The sequence below is a fragment of the Pseudoalteromonas sp. NZS71 genome (genome assembly GCF_015864715.1).
In the GTDB taxonomy this organism is placed as follows: domain Bacteria; phylum Pseudomonadota; class Gammaproteobacteria; order Enterobacterales; family Alteromonadaceae; genus Pseudoalteromonas; species Pseudoalteromonas arctica.
Genome location: NZ_JADYWS010000022.1, coordinates 53821 through 72601, shown reverse-complemented (window position 1 = coordinate 72601; position 18781 = coordinate 53821). Strand labels below are relative to the sequence as shown.

Sequence of the window (18781 nt, the reverse complement as noted above, 5' to 3'; positions counted from 1 at the left end):
TTATGAGTGTACTGTCTTATTTTTCGGGTATTGAAAACGTGTGGCTAAATAAGCTTGTTACTAAGCTAACAAGCTCAAATGATCGCAGTGCTAAAAGCGGCAACGTTTATATAATTGGTGCGGGCCCAGGAGACGCAGAGCTAATTACGGTAAAAGCGCAGCGTTTAATTAATACCGCCGATGTTGTTTTATACGATTGGTTAGTAAGCGATGATTTATTAAAAACGCTTCCTAAAAAAGCGCAGCGTGTATTTGTAGGTAAACGTGCTGGTAAGCATTCGATGACCCAAGCTAACATTTGCGAACTACTGGTTAAATACGCGCAACAAGGCTTAAACGTAGTGCGTTTAAAAGGCGGTGATCCGAGTATATTTGCACGTATTAACGAAGAAGCCGATGCACTTACCAAGCATAATATTAATTTTGCTATTATTCCGGGTGTTACAACGGCTTGTGCTACTTCTGCTTATACGGGTATTCCGCTCACTGCACGCGATGTAGCGCGTAGTGTTACATTTTTAACGGCGCAGTTTGCCGATCTTAACAAGCAACCTCATTGGCAAAATTACGCGTTTATGCCTGCAAACAACAACCCCACTTTAGTGGTTTATATGGGACTTTCGCGCTTACAAACGCTAAGCTGCGGTTTGCAATCAGTGGGCTGGCCAAGTAATACACCCATTGCACTAATAGAGAATGCCACTACCACTAAGCAAAAAGTAATTACCAGTACGCTTGAGAAAATAGTAAATGAGCATGCTAAACACAACCTTCAAGGCCCTACCCTAATTATGATTGGCGAAGTAATAAATCATAAAATGGCAATTAGCCCTGAGTTATTAAACAGTGTAAATGTTAACGCATGATACAAAATGAATAATGCACTTTTCGCGCTTACTACCTCCCCAGGAGTAGGCGCTTTTTTGTTTTTAATTTGGGTTCAAGTTGTGTGCAATAACATGTTTAAATGCACCAAATAAGTTAAAAGTAATGGTAATTTAAATTATAGAAACACAGTGACAAACAAAAACAACACTTTAAGCAATTGTATTAGCTTGATTTTAAATTCAATGATGAAACTTATTAATGATTGGAACAGTGGTTGCACTTTAAAAACAAAAAAGTGTGGAATAATACCTATGGCGACAAGCAATCCTCTCACAAAACAGTTTTTATTAGCGGCTAAATATCAAGAAATACACGCGCTAAAGCAATTACAAAATAGTTGTGCCTCGCTTACTAAATTAGGCGATTTTGTACATCAGTTACAAAAAGAACGCGCAATGAGTAATATATTTTTGGCCTCAAATCGAGAGCGATTTAAAACCCAATTACAAGAACAAATCCCTTTAAGCGACAGCGCACAAACTGCATTTTATGATTCTCTTAAACAAACATTTATAAACGACAACGCCGATACTGGCCATACTCGGTTATTTAATTTAATTACCTACAGCTTACAAGCACTCGATGCATTACCGGTATTGCGCAAGCAAATAGCACAACAAAACATTAGTGCGGTACATGCTACGCAGTCATTCACTCAGTTAATTGCTAGTTTACTCAATATTATTTTAGAGGCAGCAGATGGCGCAAGCGATCCCAAAATAACGCGCTTATTAGTTGCCTTTTTTAACTTTATGCAAGGTAAAGAATACGCAGGACAAGAGCGTGCCTGTGGTGCACAAGCATTTGCAGCGAGTAAATTTACCACAGAGCAAAAACAACAACTCGCGCATTTTGTACAAGAACAAAACCACAGCTTTGACTTTTTTAATGAGTACGCCGATGCGCACCTTTTAAAATGTTTTGGCACACTAACAACGCATCAGGTTAATAATCAGGTAGAGCAACTTAGAAGTTTACTGCAAAAGCTCGATGACGAGAACGCTCAACCGCTCTCACAACTGAGCGAAGTATGGTATGAAGTAACCACTACGCGCATAGATATAATGCACAAAATTGAACAAAATATAGCAGATCAGTTAATTGATACCGCAGCAATGCAAATAGCCTGTGCTCAACGTAGCTTAAATACAAATAAGCAGGTACTTAACAATATGGTAGAGCAACAAATAGCCCCTACTTTTGGCCAATTAGCCGTTAAGCAACCAGAGCCAGAAGTAAGCCAAAACATAGCGGCCGATAAGCTCAATAGTAATAAAAGTATGTACGATTTAATTATCGAGCAAAGCCAACATATTAAACAAATAAACCAAGCGTTACTTGACGCTAAAAAAGTAATTAGTGAGCAAAAGGTAATTCACCAAGCCAAATATATACTTATTGAACAGTTAAAACTCACTGAAGAGCAAGCCCATAAACAGCTACAAAAACAAGCAATGGATACACATAAAACCTTATTTAGCGTAGCGCAAACAATTGTACAAATGAGCGATTAAATATGCTGTTTTTACTAGGGCATGTTGCTCTTTAGTAAGAACACTACTCTACATAATACTTATTTATTCAGTTATAAACTTCACGATCAGACTTAGTTTGACCTTATTTAAAATAGATTCATAAGCTACTGACTATAATAAGGTAAGGCTTTAATTTGGCGTTAATTTATAAAGTGAATAATTCAACACATTCAAAATAATCAACTACAATAAGTTAATCATTTGTTGCATCTCATTTTAATGAGGCATATTTATTTAATACTGTTGTAGGAGTTTGAATGCCCAATGTAGAGAGTTATTTAGAAGGTGTATCATTAATAGATGAGCAGCAATTAACGACTTCTCTTGATAATGACATTCAAACAAGCTTAAAAAGCTTTGCTGAGCTAATTTTAAACATTTTTGATGCAAGCTCAATCTCTATTGTTGCTAACCTGCCTCAACGTGCTGTCGAGCTATATAAATCAGGTCTAAAAATAACAGTAGCTAAAGAGCAACTATCTGATGACGTTTTTAATGAATCGATTATCGAGCATGATCCTAAAATATTTAGAGTGGTATCACCTATTATTTTGCCCTCAAACCTTAAGTTTGGATGGTTGGTATTCGAGCGAGCAAGTGATTCACTACTTACCGAAAAAGAACAATTAATCTTAAATAGTTTACAAAAAAACTTTGTTAATCAGTTAGTCCAACGTAAAAATTCATTAGATAAAATAAACAGCTCTAAGTTTCACTCAACAATTAGCGAGCTAAAAGAAGACGAAACTGAAAAAGATCGCCTAATCAAAAAATTACAAAAAATGAGCGATGAACTTGATGAATTTACCAGTATTGCTTCACACGATCTAAAGTCACCATTAAATGCTATAAAACGTTTATTAGAGTGGGTTTATGATGATTGCAAAGATTTACTCCCTCAGGAGCACCTAGAAAACTTTCAGCTTGTGCTCAGCCGAGCTAATAGAATGCAAGTACTACTAGAAGATTTACTAAGCTACTCGAGAATAAATGGCTGTGATTCAACTCGTGCAAACATATCTTTAGAAAGTATTTACCAAAATGTAGAACAAATTTTGGAAGTTCCACAAACTGTCACTGTTTACATACACGCCAAGAACGAAGTGCTCGATATACCGCTGCTCCCTTTTAAAACTGTTTTTCAAAATCTTATTAGTAATGCAATAAAACATAACAATAAAGAGCACCCGGTTATCGACATTTCACTTATCCCCTCTAATCAATATTACATTATTGAAATAAAAGATAATGGCCCTGGAATTGACCCTAAGTATTTTTCACTCATATTTAAGTTATTTCAGACATTGCAATCTCGAGATGATGTTGAAGGGAGCGGCATTGGACTCTGTATTGCCAATAAGCTCATTATTAATTATGGAGGCAAAATTGAAGTAGCCTCCGATGGGAAACTTGGCAGTACATTCACTATTTTTTGGCCCAAAGTTTAACTATGAAATTATCAATTATAAACGAGCATCATGTAGATGCTGCTCTTAGAAGGAACTTATGAATATTTTAATTGTTGATGATGACTTAGTTGATCGCAAATTAATTAAAAAAATGCTTATTTCTGATGGATCTCATCATCATGACATTACCGAGGTAACGTGCGTATCCGAGGGCTTGAAAGCCATTGAAAACAAGCACTTTGATATAATACTACTCGATTATAATATGCCTAAAGAAGATGGCATTGAAATGCTAATTGAAATGCGTGCAAAGCCTAAACTCGGTAACACCGCAATTATCATGATTAGCTCCTCAGAAAATTCAGCTTTGGCTATTGAGTGTATAGAAGCCGGCGCTCAAGACTTTTTACCAAAAGGTGATATAACGAGGGATAGTTTAAATAAAGCGCTTATATATGCCAAAAAACGCTTCGAAGCAGAACAACGTATTCACAACAGTTATCTTGCTGTAAAGCATATGGCAGAACGGGATCAGCTTACTGGTTTGTCTAATCGATATCATTTTGAAGAAATACTAAAAGTAATGATAGCTAACAATAAACGTGCTAAAAACTGCGTGGCGTTACTTGCTTTAGATTTAGATAACTTCAAAAATATTAATGATACGCTTGGCCATAGTGTCGGCGACGAAATTTTAATACAAACAGTAGAAAGAATTCATAGTTGCCTGAGGCAAAATGAAGGATTTGCACGGTTAGGAGGCGATGAATTTGCAGTTATAATAGGTGGGATTTGCAACATTAATCAAATAGGTATGATAGCAAATAGAATATTAGCTGAAGTTTCTAAACCCTTTTTGCATGAAGGCAGAACTTTAAATTGCAGTGTTAGTATAGGAAGTGCCTTATACCCAAATGATGCGACTGAATCGCATGAACTGCTAAAATGCGCTGACATTGCAATGTATCGCTCAAAGCAAAGTGGTAAAAGTAGAATAAGCTTTTACAAAGAGCAATATCAATATGAGTTTAGTCGTCGGGTAGATATTCAAAATAGTATAAAAGAGCACATAGAGGAAAAAAACTTTAGGCTATTTTATCAACCTGTTTACTGTTCAAAAACACAAATAATGACAGGTGTCGAAGCCCTGATCCGTTGGCCAGATACAACCGTTAATTATACCCCCGATGAGTTTATTCCTATTGCTGAAGAGTGCCGATTAATAGCCCCCCTTGGAAAATGGATAATTGCGAGCGCTTTAAAGCAGTTATCTTTGTGGCAGAAAGACTACCAAACGCCGTTAACTCTATCTATTAATATTTCACCGATACAGTTGCAAAGAGAAGTTTTACAAACGTATCTATTAGAGACAGTCGAAAAATACAATTTAAAAACCAGTAGTATTATTCTAGAAATAACAGAAACAGCTTTTATGGAAAACAGTAAAGAAGTGATTGAGATATTAACCTATTTGTCTAACAAAGGGTTTAGAATTGCTTTGGACGATTTTGGTATGGGTTACTCATCCATATCTCACCTTATTTCCTACCCTATTGATATAGTAAAATTAGACAAAAGCATGCAATCGTTAAGTGGAGAAAATAATAAGCGATTAAAAATAATCGAGAGCTTATCTTTAATGCTGAAAAAACTAGATTTTTCTGTGGTAGCTGAAGGAATCGAAACTGAAACCCAGCATCAGCTATGTAAAAAATTAAATATAGACTACTTACAAGGTTTTCTCTTTTCAAAGCCTATGCCTGTAAACGAAATTAATTTGCTGCTCGATGACTATTGTAAAAAAATAAGCCTTTAATAAATAGGTTATTTTGAGCCTTTGTAAAATTGAAGCTTAAATCAAACACCTGTATAAAATTAAGCTAAAACCTTTGGTTTGTGCCACATACTCAAACTAAAGGTTCTCCAATTTGCACCGCCTAGCGGGTTAAAACCTAAAACACATGCAAATCAGCTGTGTTTTTCCAAATGCTGACCGATGACAGCCAATACTTTTTCTTTTAACTCTGCTGCCTGAAAACTTCCTTTTACAAGGTAACCTTTAACAAAATCGTGTGACATTATAATCTTTTTTTCTTCTTCTCTTTCTGATGAGCTAAACATCATAACCACACAAGAGCTGATTTCTATCATCTTCCTCAGTTTAGAAAACGCTTCTAAAAACTGAATACCATTGACTCTTGGCATATTGATGTCCAAAAATATGAGTATTGGAGGAAATCCATCAGGGTACTCTTTTCTGTTAGCTTCATAATTCTCGAGAAATTCTAATGCTTCCTGGCCATCTTTTTTTTCAAAAATTGTAAGATCTAATTCAGCCTCTTTAATTAATCTTTTAAGAATATACCGGTCAACTTCATTGTCATCGACAATTAATATAGGGGGTTTAATTTTTGTCATGTTAGCTTATCCATTGGTATTATTATTTTAAACGCTGTACCTTCATCAGAGCTTTGCAGTGATATTTCTCCGCTTAAGTACTCAATATGTTTTTTAACCAACGCCATCCCTAAACCAGAGCCTGTGCTCGTCTGTGCATGGAATCGCTTGAACATATCAAACACTTCACTTTGATGCTTTTGTGGTATTCCCATTCCGTTATCTGTAACAGTAATAAAAAACGTCTCTTGCTCATTGAAAATATCACAGCGGACATAAGGCGAGTCTTTATTTCTGTCGTAATACTTCAACCCGTTTGATATTAAATTTTCAATGATTTGTGCAAAACGTGCTTTTTCAGACCTTATAGGTACTGATAGATTAATTGTTGTTTCGAGCGTACAAGGATTATCTTTCATGAGCCAAGACAGTCGTTCTTTCATATCAATAATTAACTGATTAAAGTCAATTACATCTCTATCCTCATTACCAATTTCAGCTTTGGCTAACAATAAAATATCAACAACAAGTGTTTCTAACTTTTCCATTTGTTGATAAATAACCAGTGCATTTCGGCTTGCCTCCTCTGTGTCTCCCGCTTTTATATCTTCGATAACAAAATTCGCTAAGGATTTAGCCCCTGACAGCGGTGATTTCAGGTCATGAGAAGCTCGATAAGCAAACTGTGCAAGTTCGTCATTTGCTTGCTGCAGGGAAGCTGTTTGGCTATTTATAATCTCTTTGAGTTCAATACTGTTTTCAATATTTAAAAGATCATTTTTGACCCGCTGCCTGGCCGCGATAACGAGTGCTTTTAATTCACCCGACGTTTTTATATCAAGTTCATCGTCTAGATTAATATTGCTTTCGGGCTTACTTGATAAAAGTACAGTTAGATTTCGAATAGAGCTGGATATTGTGCGAGAAAGATAACTTATAAAAAGAATATTAATAAAAGATATGATTATAACAAGTGGAATTAACGTCATTAGTATAAACGATACTGTTTTTCTGATTGGTTCTTCAAACATCTCAGAGTGTTTGTTAAAGCTATCAAGTGCAACATTAAGGTTTAATAAAAAATCATCTCTGCTGAGTTCACCTTTATTATATTGAATAACTGACAATAGTGCTTTATCCGCAATTTCTATATCGTTTTCACAAATTGTTAAAGTTTGCTCTGTGTTAATAAATTTCATAACAGCATAATTTAATGGGTTTATTTCTTCAATACATTCAATCGGTTGCTGCCTAATTGACAATATATCTGACTCAATGGTATTTATATCTATGGGGATATTGTTTTCTATTTTTTTAACTGACTTGGTAAGTTGATGTGTATATTTTAAGTGAAGAAAATTAAGTTGGTGAAACTTAGCCCCTTTAGCGATTTCAAAAGCTGAATAAACAGTAATGCTTACCTCTGCTGCAGTTAAAATCACAATAAGCATCAATTTTCTGGAGATATTCATATACGACACCTATTTTAGCTACTAACCCAATAGTTTTTGCGTAACACTATATTAAGTATAGTATTTATAACCTTAGGTATAGCAGATTTTATCTTTTTTACTAGATGCTCTATAAATAACAATTTATATTTAACTTTATTCACTTTTAATAGCAAGCTTCTTCTTTAGCTTTTCTTGCCACTCTACAGCAAGCTCTGGCAAAGTTAATGCTTCTAAAAGTATGTCTTCATAACCTACATATTTTTTATCAAAAAATGCCTGAAACAGTTTTTTAACTGATATGTCGTGCGAGGCTTTCTTCTCGATAACAACACTATCACCCGTTTTTGCAACGCCCTGCTCTAGTACCCTAAAATACACGCCAGTGCAGTAATGCTGCGTAAACAGTTTAAGGCTGTTTTTATTATTAAGGGCGATAGCTAATTTAAAACAAGGCACACGAGGCTGGCTTACTTCAAGCAGTGCAGTACCAATTCGAATATGGTCACCTATGTGTATATTCGCTTCATCAAGGTCAGAAATCGTGAAGTTTTCGCCAAATACACCGCTACTTAAGTTCTCGTTTTCAAGAGTCTTCTGCCAATACTCATAATGATTGTGCGAAAAAGCATATACCGCTTTATCTACCCCGCCGTGATTAACTAAATCAGCTTGCTCATCACCTATAATGTTTAGCTTTTCAATCACTACAGGTTCGTTAGTTGGGGTTTTGAATATTCCCGTTTTCACCTCTTTACCATTGTGGATAAGAGTTTTAATTTTAGAGATATTAGTCGAGATTATTTTCACTGCGATACCAACGGCTGGGAAAGTGGAGATTAATTATGAAGATTTTAAAATTATTATAAATAAATTAAAGCAAAAATGACCGCTTAAAGCTAAGCAGTCATTTTAAAATATACATTTTTTATTGTTCTGCTTGCTTTAAAAAATACGTTTCGGCCAGTCCATTATGTATTCCAGCTAAGTCTATTTGTATTTCATCGATAAAGTCATGCAACAGACCATTTTTAAGTACTCGTACGTCTTTATTTTCTAACTCAATAATTGCATCATCAATTGATTTAATAATTTCTGTTGAGTTTGGCAAAGGTAAAACCAATGCTTTTAATTCATTCATGCAAAATAAAATTGACCGAGGGAATACTTTGCTGTGCATCACAAATTCTATTACATCTGCACGCTGTACTCTAACGCCCATTTCTTGGCGATACATTTGATAAGCACTTAATGAGCGCAATAAACTGATCCACTGAATATTATCAAACGGTTTTACTTTTTCTTCATTAGTAATTAACGTAGCAGAGCGAATATCTAAAATTCGCGATGTCATGTCTGCGCGCTCTATAATCGAACCAAAGCGGATAAAAACGTAGCCCTGATCATGATTAATTGTGGCATCTAACGCCCCAAATATTTGATGGGCTGAATCTATAATCTTTTTTAAATAATCAAAACGTCCGCGCTTTGTTATCCCTTCTTTTTGATTATCTTTTACATAATAATACAGAGAGTTAATTTCTTCCCATACATCTCGAGGAATTACATCGCGGATTGTACGCGCGCTTTCTCGTGCCGAAGTAATAGAGTTTAAAATTGACGAGCTGTTATCACTACCAACAAGTAAATACCTTAATGCTTTTTGTTCAGTAAAATCAGTATGGTTTTCTGAATACGCTTTACGCACACCAATAATATCAATTAATGGCTCCCAGCCGGTACATATGCCTTTGGGTAAGTCCATCATCAGTAAATTGTTAACGTTGATTAAACGAGCTACATTTTCCGCGCGCTCAATGTATCGAGATACCCAATATAAAGTTTCGCCTACTCTTGATAACATATTATTTAGCCTCTTCGTCAACAATCCAAGTATCTTTACTGCCACCACCTTGTGATGAATTAACCACCAAAGAGCCTTTAACCATAGCAACACGCGTTAATCCGCCAGTGGTAACTTGCGTATCTTTACCTGATGATAAAATAAACGGTCTTAAATCGGTATGTCGACCATCTGGTTTATTACCATCAAATGTTGGTACTGTTGATAAATCTAATGTTGGTTGAGCTACCCAGTTTCGTGGGTCCGCTTTAATTTGAGCAATACACGCTTCTTGTTCTTTTTTAGTCGATTTAGGACCAATTAATAATCCATATCCGCCAGATTCATTTGCTGGTTTAACAACAAGCTTATCGATATTTTTAATCACATGGTCGCATTCTTTCGGGTCTAAACATTTGAACGTTGGGACATTAGCAAGTTTAGCTTCCTCGCCTAAGTAGTACTTAATCATCTCAGGTACATAGGCGTAAACTACTTTGTCATCAGCAACACCTGCGCCTGGTGCATTAACCAAAGCAACATTACCTTTAGACCAAGCACGCATTAATCCAGGAACGCCAAGTTGGGATTCTGGTAAAAAGGCTTCTGGGTCTAAAAACAAATCATCTATACGACGATAAATAACATCAACTCGTTGTAGCCCTGTGATTGTTCTCATGTATACACAGTCATCTTTTTCAACAACTAAATCGCGCCCTTCTACCAGTTCGCAACCCATTTCTTGGGCAAGGTAACAATGCTCAAAATAAGCGGAGTTAAACACCCCAGGAGTAAGTACCACGACTTCTGGTTTATCTTGTGGACGAGGCGACATTGCCGCTAGCATATCAAATAATTGTGAAGGGTAATCATCAACAGGTAAAATCGATACTTGCTCAAATAATTCAGGGAATACACGCTTCATTACAGAGCGATTTTCAAGCATATAAGATACACCAGAAGGAACACGCAGGTTATCCTCAAGCACATACATTGTACCGCTACCATCGCGTACTAAATCTGAGCCACAAATATGCGCCCATATCTTATTTGGCGGGTTTATTCCCACGCATTGCTGGCGAAAGTTAACTGATTTTTCTAGTAACCCTTTTGGAAAAACACCATCTTTTATTATTTTTTGGTCGTGGTATAAATCATCTATAAAAAGGTTAAGCGCTTCAACACGTTGCTTTAAACCAACCTCTACGCTTTGCCATTCTTTTTTACCAATAGTTCGAGGGATAATATCAAACGGCCAGGCTCTATCAATCATATTACCTTCGTTGTAAACCGTGAAAGTAATACCCATTTCTTTAATTGCTAAATCAGCAACCGCTCTGGCTTTTACTAATTCTTCTGCTGATAAATTAGCAAAAAATTGTGCTAATTGTGTTCCATGCGATCTAACGTTTCCTTGTGCATCAATTAATTCATCAAAGAAACCTTTTGTTTGGTACGCTTTCCAATCAATTTTCATACACTCTTTCACCTTATCCATCATCATATATGACGTAGTTAAACTGCTATTCCATTCGAATCATATCAACCGCTACATCAAGCAATTGACTACCGCCACCAAATACCACTCCTTTTAAAGGAGTTACGTCAGAAAAGTCTCGCCCTACGGCTAGAGTAATATGCTGATCGCGTGGTAAAACATTATTTGTTGGATCAAAATCAACCCAACCAAAGTTTGGCACAAATACCGCAAACCATGCATGAGTTGCATCTGCACCTTCTAGCTTTTCTTCGCCTTCTGGCGGCATGGTTTCTATGTACCCACTTACGTATCGACCTGCTAACCCTACGCTACGTAAGCATGCAAGCGCAAAGTGTGCAAAGTCTTGGCAAACGCCCCTTTTTTGTGCAAAAACAGTGCTCAAAGGCGTACTAATTGTTGTAAAACCAGGATCATAATGAAATTCATGAAAAATCCGTGCCATTAGATCTTTGCATGCAGAAATTATATTTTTGTGTGCATCAAACGAAATTAATGCGTATTCCTTAATTCCTTTATCTATTGGAATAAGCTGTGAAGGTAGTACAAATTCAGACGTTTTTAATAATTCCGCTGTATTTGGTTTAACCAATAAATCACGTACTTTTCGCCAAGCAATATCAACGCTCTCTAAATTACTATTAGCGCCGACTAACAGTTCTACCTCGCTGATCATCGTTACTTTAAGTTTTTTATGCTGTATTGCTATTTCAAACGCTGTTACCTGATTATTAAAATAATCAGTAAATGTTTGTAAGTAAGTCGGTGTAGGTTCAATTTCTACACGACTACTGTGGCATATTTGCCCGCGATTCGTTTTTGGCGTTAATCGCGCTTGGTTTTGACACAAACTAACAAAGTCTGAATAGTTGTATGTAGTCGAGTGCTTTATTTTATATTTCACGATTGAGCTTGCTCAATATTAGTCCAGTTCAATTTATTTGCCGTTTGGGTATGAGAAAAATACTGTAGTAATAATACATCACAAAATGTATCTAAGTTCATACGCGTATTATGGTTAAATTCGATTAACTGGTTACGTTGTCCATTTTCACTTTTTTGTAGGTAATCTTTCTCAGTTACATAACAACTTGTTTTAGACAGTAAAATTGCTTTTTCGTGTGCCGCAATTACGCCTTGTCTGCGTTTTGTGGGTAAATGCTTACACAACTTATTAATTTCCTCTAACTGAAATAATAAAGAACGTGGGTATTCAGCATCTAAAAGTAATAGCTCAAGCCCTGTACCAATGGTTTGATACATTCTGTATCGGCGCTTATGCGTAACTAAACTAACTTGGCAACTTAGCACTGCTTCAAGTAAGCCAAGCTCTTCGGGCTCGTCTAACTCTTTGGTTAATAAAGCCGCACTTAGTGATGTTATTTGTAAGCTACGCTCTACTCTTCTGCCCATTTCGAGTAAAAACCAGCCATTACTATTTGGCATACAATCTGCAATCGAGCCATTAAAAGCCATAATTGAGCCTATAACTCTATCTAGGCTGCTTTGCATTGCACGCGTTGGAATATTAATATTTACATTTTTAAATACTTTAATTTGCTCATTAATATCATCAATTATTCGGCGACTATCATGAGATAGTAATTCTTGAATTTGCACCGACGCATTTGCAATGTACTTTAATGTATTAATAATACTGCCAGCGCATTGCTCGTCTGCAAGGAGTTGAAAAGAAGTTTCTTTAGACAGATTTACATCAATGCCATCTAGTTTTAAATCAGGTTCTATATAGGGATAAACAATATATTGCGACCTAATGGCATTAGAAAGCCGTGCAACTATACTTTTTCGTATTGAATCTGGGTAAACAGAAAACTCGGTGTACTTGTCTATAAAAATACGCAAAATACGTATGGTGTTTTCGCAGCGTTCTAAGTATCGACCCAACCAAAAAAGGTGCTCAGCCGTACGGCTCGAAATAACCCCTTCGAGTAGCGTTACATCCATTCTTTTTCTAATTGGCACCGGTGGATTATGCTCGCCTAAATCAACTCTATCGGCTGTATTTATCCATGTATCTTTGATCCAACCAGATATTCTCGGGTTGTTACTTTTTTCGTTCGAAAAACACAGTGCTGAAGGAAGTACTTCTACGCCATTTTCTGTGGTTAATGCATAGCATCTAAACACCACTGGCTTGGAGATTAATTGCCCGTCATGCCAAAATGGTGCACTGCTAAAAGAAGGCTTTTCTTGGAAAAAGTAATTATCGGGTTCTTTGCTAATAAGTAGCTTTATTTCTTGCTCGTCTAACACTCCATCTAACTTAAGTGTAGGGTCTATAGCAGATAGTAGTTCGAGGTTATTCCAATCAATGGCTTGCGCTTCTTTTACACTTAAGTAATTTGGCTCACCTAACAACAGCGGTTGTTTTAAAATTTGCTGCGATAACTTTTCTAAGTTGCATTTTATTGAAGGTGACGAGAGCACACCACTACCAAACGGGTTTAAAACCTTAACCGACCCTTGTCGTACAGATTGTAATAAGCCCGGAATACCATGAAGTGAATATTCAGTTTGCTCTAAAGAGTCAATACAACGATCAGAAACCCAGCGTAAAATGACATTAATTTTACCCAAGCCTTGTAACGATTTTAAACAAACGTCACCACCACGTACGGTTAAGTCGGCGCTTTGTACTAATGTATAGCCAAAGTAGGTAGATAGGAATGCATGCTCGTTGTAGTTAGGGTCATCAATTCCTTGGGTTAGAATTACAATTCGTGGGTCATCCATATAGTGGGTATATTCATTAATACCCTCTTGGAATAGGTTTAAAAATTCTTTAATTTGCTGAACATTACATTCGGCAAATTCTTCAGCCATTACACGCCTTGCAATAATACGGCTTTTAATTAATAGCCCTAAGCCCAGCGGGCACTGACAATGATCGCTTAATACTTTAAATTCGCCTGTTGGCGTGCGGTAAACATCTAATGCAGTAAAAAATAGTGTTAATTCGTTGCTAGGTAAACTAAAACCTTCGCGTAAGTAATTAGGGTCTTGAAAAAGCTGCTTTGCAGGAATATGACCATCAACTAATAATGTTTGGTCACCGTAAATATCTTGCTGAATTTTATTTAATAAAAGGGTTCTTTGTTTTATTCCCTCTTCGAGCAACGCCCAATCAGCTTTAGATAACATAAATGGCAACGGGTCGAAGTGCCACTGCTTATTACTTTCATTTTTAATATTGCCATTTTGTAGCAATTGGCTTATTTCTGTAGCGCGGCTACTAACATCATCTGCTGTTAGACTAGCTAAACGCTTAAATAAAGTATCCCAATGGTCTGGGTTTAAACCACTGTGGTTTGCCAGTTCATCATGTCCATGTGATTTATCAAGGTATAAAGACAACCACTCAGGCAATTCCGGCATCGCGTTATTGTTAATATACAAGCTGAAAGTGCTCCAATTTATAGTAAATAGCCGTGTTCATAATGATGCTTTAAAAATATTTAGTCATTCCACTTTAAATAATTTCAAAGTGGAATGACACAACTATCAATTATTATTTAAAGTTAGGCTGCCTGCGTAAATCCAAGGTATTTGGATAATCAGGATTACTACTTTCTTCATCAGGTACCACGTATTCACTTGCGCTTTGCGCCGATTGAAAACTATGCGTAACCGCCGATGGGCTCCAGCTTGGTTCTGCTGATGCAAGTAACGATGGTGTATGCCCATGCTCCCAAAATCTTGCAACTCTGCGCCCTTCAGCTTCAAATGCATTAACCGGTAGCGTTTCAGGATTACGACCCCCAGCATGGCTCACATGATATACAAAGCCTCCAACTGAACGACCTTCCCACGTATCGATTAAATCAAAAACTAATGGAGCATGTACGCCAATAGTTGGGTGAAGCGCTGTAGGTGGTTGCCAAGCTCGGTATCGTATACCCGCGACCATTTCATCTTTTGCTTTACCTTTAACCGGTTTAAGCGGCACTCTTCGACCATTACACGTTACAACATAGCGGTCGCTCATTGTTCCTTGTACTTTTATCTGTACTCTTTCTAATGACGAATCTACATAGCGCGCCGTACCCGACGCACTTGCCTCTTCGCCTAGTACATGCCAAGGCTCGATTGCGGTTCTAAGCTCAAGTGTCACGTTATCAAGTTCTCGCGTTCCACATACCGGAAACCTAAATTCAAAAAATGGATTTAACCAACTTAACTGAAATTGAAAACCTGCTTGTTGTAAATCGCGGCTTACTTCAGCTAAATCGTTTTCTACATATTGTGGTAATAAAAACTTGTCGTGTAACTCAGTACCCCAACGTATTAATGGCTTGTGGTAAGGTTTTTTCCAAAACCAAGCAAGTAAAGTACGCAACAGTAGCATTTGCACTAAACTCATTTGTGAATGTGGAGGCATTTCAAAGCCTCTAAATTCTACAATCCCTAAACGACCTGTGGCTGAGTCGGGTGAATAGAGCTTATCAATACAAAATTCTGCTCTGTGTGTATTACCCGTTAAATCCACTAATAAATTACGAAGTAACCTATCAACTAACCAAGGTTCAGGCACCTCACCTTCGGGCATATGCGAAAAGGCAATTTCTAGCTCGTATAAAACTTCATCACGGGCTTCATCCACTCGCGGCGCTTGGCTTGTAGGGCCAATAAAAAGCCCCGAAAATAAATACGACAAACCAGGATGATGCTGCCAATAGGTAATAAAACTTCTTAAAATATCAGGTCTGCGTAAAAATGGGCTTTGCTCAGGTGTTTCGCCACCAAGCGTTACGTGGTTACCACCACCAGTACCAGTATGGCGACCATCTGCCATAAACTTATCGGTACCTAATCGGCATTCTTTTGCTAAACCGTATAACGTTGTGGTTCGACTGACTAATTGATCCCACGATGTTGAAGGATGAATATTTACTTCAATAACACCTGGATCTGGCGTTACAGCGTATTTTTCTACGCGGCTATCTTTAGGTGGGCTATAGCCTTCAATAACAAGCGGCATTTTAAGTTCTTTAGCCACACTCTCTATACTACTTATTAAACCCATGTAATGTTCAAAATGACTTGTTGGTGGCATAAATATATATAAACGCCCCTCTCTCACTTCCATTACAAGCGCAGTTTTAACCATTTCTTTACCAATAAAGCCCTTTTTAAGCTTTTTAGCTTTGGTAAAATTTTCTGGAATATCAAACGGGTCGCGGTCAATAATATTGCCGCTCCACTCAAGGCTGTCTAAAGGTAGGCGATAACCAAGTGGTGATTCACCCGGCAATAAAAAACAATGACCCCGTTTGAACTCCCACGTACACGACTGCCAACAGTTTTTACTATCGTTCCATTTTAAAGGTAGAACATAGCCAACAGGCTTTTCTATGCCTTTATCCATTTTAGCTAAAAAGCCTTTTCGGCTCATTGCATGGAGAAGTTCTGGTTGATCTGGCTTTATTTCGGTAGGTAATGAGGCTTCTTGCCACATGTGATATAAAATATCTTCATAAGCCGTAGTAAGTGCCTTGGTTTCAAGACCAAGTGAGTCACACAGTTTATCAGCAAACTTTTTAGTATCGGTATGATCAAATTTATAATCTTTATTAGGATCGGCTAATAGTGCAGCATCTTGCCATAAAGGCTCGCCGTCTTTGCGCCAATAGCACGCATATTGCCAACGTGGTAATGGCTCACCCGGATACCATTTACCTTGTCCGTAATGAGTAAAGCCACCTTTTGTGTATACTTTATTCATTTCTACAAATAAATTTTGAGCTAATATTCTTTTTTCTTTACCATCGGCATCAGTGTTCCACTGAGGATGTTCCATATCGTCAATAGAAATAAACGTAGGTTCGCCGCCCATGGTTAAATGTATATTTTCTTCATTGTAAACATTGTCAACGTGCTGACCTAAGCGGTTAATTGCCGCCCACTGCGCCTCAGAATATGGCTTAGTTACACGTGGGTCTTCGTGTACACGCGTTACTTTATTATAAAAGCTAAACTCAGATTTACAGTCGTCTATACCGCCTGTAACCGGCGCCGCCGAGCTTGGCTCTGGCGTACATGCCAATGGAATATGCCCTTCACCGGCAAATAAACCCGAGGTAGGATCAAGCCCTATCCAACCTGCACCCGGAATATACACCTCGGTCCATGCATGCAAATCGGTAAAGTCTTCTTCTGGACCACTTGGACCATCTAATGATTTTTGATCTGAGGTTAGCTGGACTAAATAGCCCGATACAAATCGAGATGCCAACCCTAAATGACGAAACAGTTGTACTAACAACCAAGCAGAATCACGACACGAACCTGTTTTTTTACTTATTGTTTCGTTTGCCGTTTGCACACCGGGTTCTAAACGAATGCCATAACCTACTAATTCATAAATAGCTTGATTAACAGCCACTAAAAAATCAACGCTTCTAAGCGGCTCTTTAGGATTTAAAGATTCAATTAACTCTTTAAATTTTGGACTGGCTTTGCGTTTTTTTAAATAAGGAGCGAGCTCTGACTTTGAAATAGCATCGTAAACAAATGGGAAGTTTTCGGCATAATCTTCTAAAAAGAAATCAAAAGGATTAATAACCGTTAGTTCGGCGACCAAATCGACCGTAAAACTAAATTCGGTAGTTGGTTTGTTAAACACCACCCTCGCTTGGTAATTACCAAAAGGGTCTTGTTGCCAATTTATATAATGATCTTCTGGAACTATTTTTAAAGAATAACTTTTAATTTTTGTACGGCTATGTGGCGCTGGACGTAATCGGAATATATGCGGCCCCATATTAACTGACCGATCGTATTTATACTGAGTATGGTGCGAAATCCCAACTGTAATTGTCATCTATTAATTCCCCTTTAATAATGTATGGCCACAATATAACGCTGAAAATATTATTTGGACTAATTCACCTGTGCAATTTTTATACCAGCAAACTTATAAATTAGTGCTCCTCATCCATTTGCCGACTCATACACAAAGCAACGCCATGCATAAAGGTTTTGACCAAATTAATAGAAAAAACACACCAACTCTGTAAATATTAAACTTGGTGTAATTTATACCATCAATTTTAGATTTTTAATGGTGCAGATAATGCACCAAAATAGTGCTTAAAAATAACTTACAATTAAAACTAGTTAATTTAAAATATTGAAATAAAACAAATAATGTTAATTTTTTAAAATACTTACTCCGTTATTTATAACGCTAAACAGGTATAATTAAAAGTATTTATTTATAGTTTAAAAATCATTAAAAAAAATCATTAAATAGTAAGAAATAGTTCACAATAAAGCTGCTGTTAAAGTAAGTAACGGTGCTATACTAGATCGATTTTTAACCGCTTACGTTACAGCAAAACTAACAATCTCGATGAGATAAAACAAGTAACTTTTAATACAAAGATGCTTGTTTTAAAGATTAGTTTTGCAGCGGTGTGTTTTAATTTCAAACAAAACAGAACACGTCCAATTTGAAAAACCAACACATCTCACTAACCTGTTAATTTTTCATTATCATCAATGCTAAAGGTAATGCAGCACTAGGGCGTGTTGTTCTTTGGTGGTTGAATTTGCAGCAGTGTGTTTGGTATTTAAGCAAGGCAGAGTCTATGATGTGTGGTTGTTCCCCATACATAGGCGATAACGCAGCATAAATGCCAAACATGCGCTGCCCCTGGGTTCTTTCTAGGGACGATTGACTCTTTGTTGCTCGGTTTTTACTTAGCCCACTAGGTTACAAACCTCGCGCCGCGATT

Annotated in this window: 12 protein-coding genes; 4 read left to right on the top strand and 8 right to left on the bottom strand. The window is 37.0% G+C overall.

Annotated features, from left to right (window positions below):
• Nucleotides 1–2 precede the first annotated feature (2 nt).
• The 4 genes from cobA (at nt 3) to I6E85_RS14895 (ending at nt 5648) form a co-directional block, all read left to right on the top strand.
• Entirely contained in the window at nt 3–866 is an 864-nt protein-coding gene (gene cobA / locus I6E85_RS14910; protein WP_024590941.1) for a uroporphyrinogen-III C-methyltransferase, read from the top strand.
• Nucleotides 867–1139: 273 nt separating this feature from the next.
• Nucleotides 1140–2402 carry a nitrate- and nitrite sensing domain-containing protein gene (locus tag I6E85_RS14905; protein ID WP_024590940.1) on the top strand — a complete coding sequence of 421 codons (1263 nt, stop codon included), beginning with the start codon at nt 1140–1142 and terminating at the stop codon, nt 2400–2402.
• A gap of 278 nt (nt 2403–2680) precedes the next feature.
• A complete protein-coding gene (locus I6E85_RS14900) occupies nt 2681–3871 on the top strand; it encodes an ATP-binding protein (protein WP_197237080.1) in 1191 nt (396 codons plus the stop codon).
• A 58-nt stretch (nt 3872–3929) separates the two neighbouring features.
• Nucleotides 3930–5648 carry a GGDEF domain-containing response regulator gene (locus tag I6E85_RS14895; protein ID WP_024590938.1) on the top strand — a complete coding sequence of 573 codons (1719 nt, stop codon included), beginning with the start codon at nt 3930–3932 and terminating at the stop codon, nt 5646–5648.
• A 152-nt stretch (nt 5649–5800) separates the two neighbouring features.
• Here I6E85_RS14895 and I6E85_RS14890 read toward each other — a convergent pair whose 3' ends face one another.
• The 8 genes from I6E85_RS14890 to I6E85_RS14855 all read right to left on the bottom strand — a co-directional run bounded on the left by I6E85_RS14890 (nt 5801) and on the right by I6E85_RS14855 (nt 17865).
• Nucleotides 5801–6250, bottom strand: a complete 450-nt coding sequence (locus I6E85_RS14890; RefSeq protein WP_024590937.1) for a response regulator — start codon at nt 6248–6250, stop codon at nt 5801–5803.
• On the bottom strand, nt 6247–7701 hold the full coding sequence (locus I6E85_RS14885) for an ATP-binding protein (RefSeq protein WP_024590936.1): 1455 nt from the start codon (nt 7699–7701) through the stop codon (nt 6247–6249). Before I6E85_RS14885 ends, I6E85_RS14890 begins: the two co-directional genes overlap by 4 nt.
• Before the next feature lie 135 nt (nt 7702–7836).
• Nucleotides 7837–8490 carry an MOSC domain-containing protein gene (locus tag I6E85_RS14880; protein WP_024590935.1) on the bottom strand — a complete coding sequence of 218 codons (654 nt, stop codon included), beginning with the start codon at nt 8488–8490 and terminating at the stop codon, nt 7837–7839.
• A gap of 118 nt (nt 8491–8608) precedes the next feature.
• Entirely contained in the window at nt 8609–9544 is a 936-nt protein-coding gene (locus I6E85_RS14875) for an alpha-E domain-containing protein (RefSeq protein WP_197237079.1), read from the bottom strand.
• 1 nt (nt 9545) lies between these two features.
• A complete protein-coding gene (locus I6E85_RS14870) occupies nt 9546–11000 on the bottom strand; it encodes a circularly permuted type 2 ATP-grasp protein (RefSeq protein WP_007585223.1) in 1455 nt (484 codons plus the stop codon).
• Between the two features lie 46 nt (nt 11001–11046).
• The gene (locus I6E85_RS14865; RefSeq protein ID WP_024590933.1) at nt 11047–11925 is read right to left on the bottom strand and encodes a transglutaminase family protein; all 879 of its coding nucleotides are present in this window, start codon (nt 11923–11925) and stop codon (nt 11047–11049) included.
• Nucleotides 11922–14441 carry a circularly permuted type 2 ATP-grasp protein gene (locus I6E85_RS14860; protein WP_024590932.1) on the bottom strand — a complete coding sequence of 840 codons (2520 nt, stop codon included), beginning with the start codon at nt 14439–14441 and terminating at the stop codon, nt 11922–11924. Before I6E85_RS14860 ends, I6E85_RS14865 begins: the two co-directional genes overlap by 4 nt.
• A gap of 112 nt (nt 14442–14553) precedes the next feature.
• Complete coding sequence (locus I6E85_RS14855) at nt 14554–17865, bottom strand: DUF2126 domain-containing protein (RefSeq protein ID WP_197237078.1); 3312 nt, start codon at nt 17863–17865, stop codon at nt 14554–14556.
• Nucleotides 17866–18781: the final 916 nt, after the last annotated feature.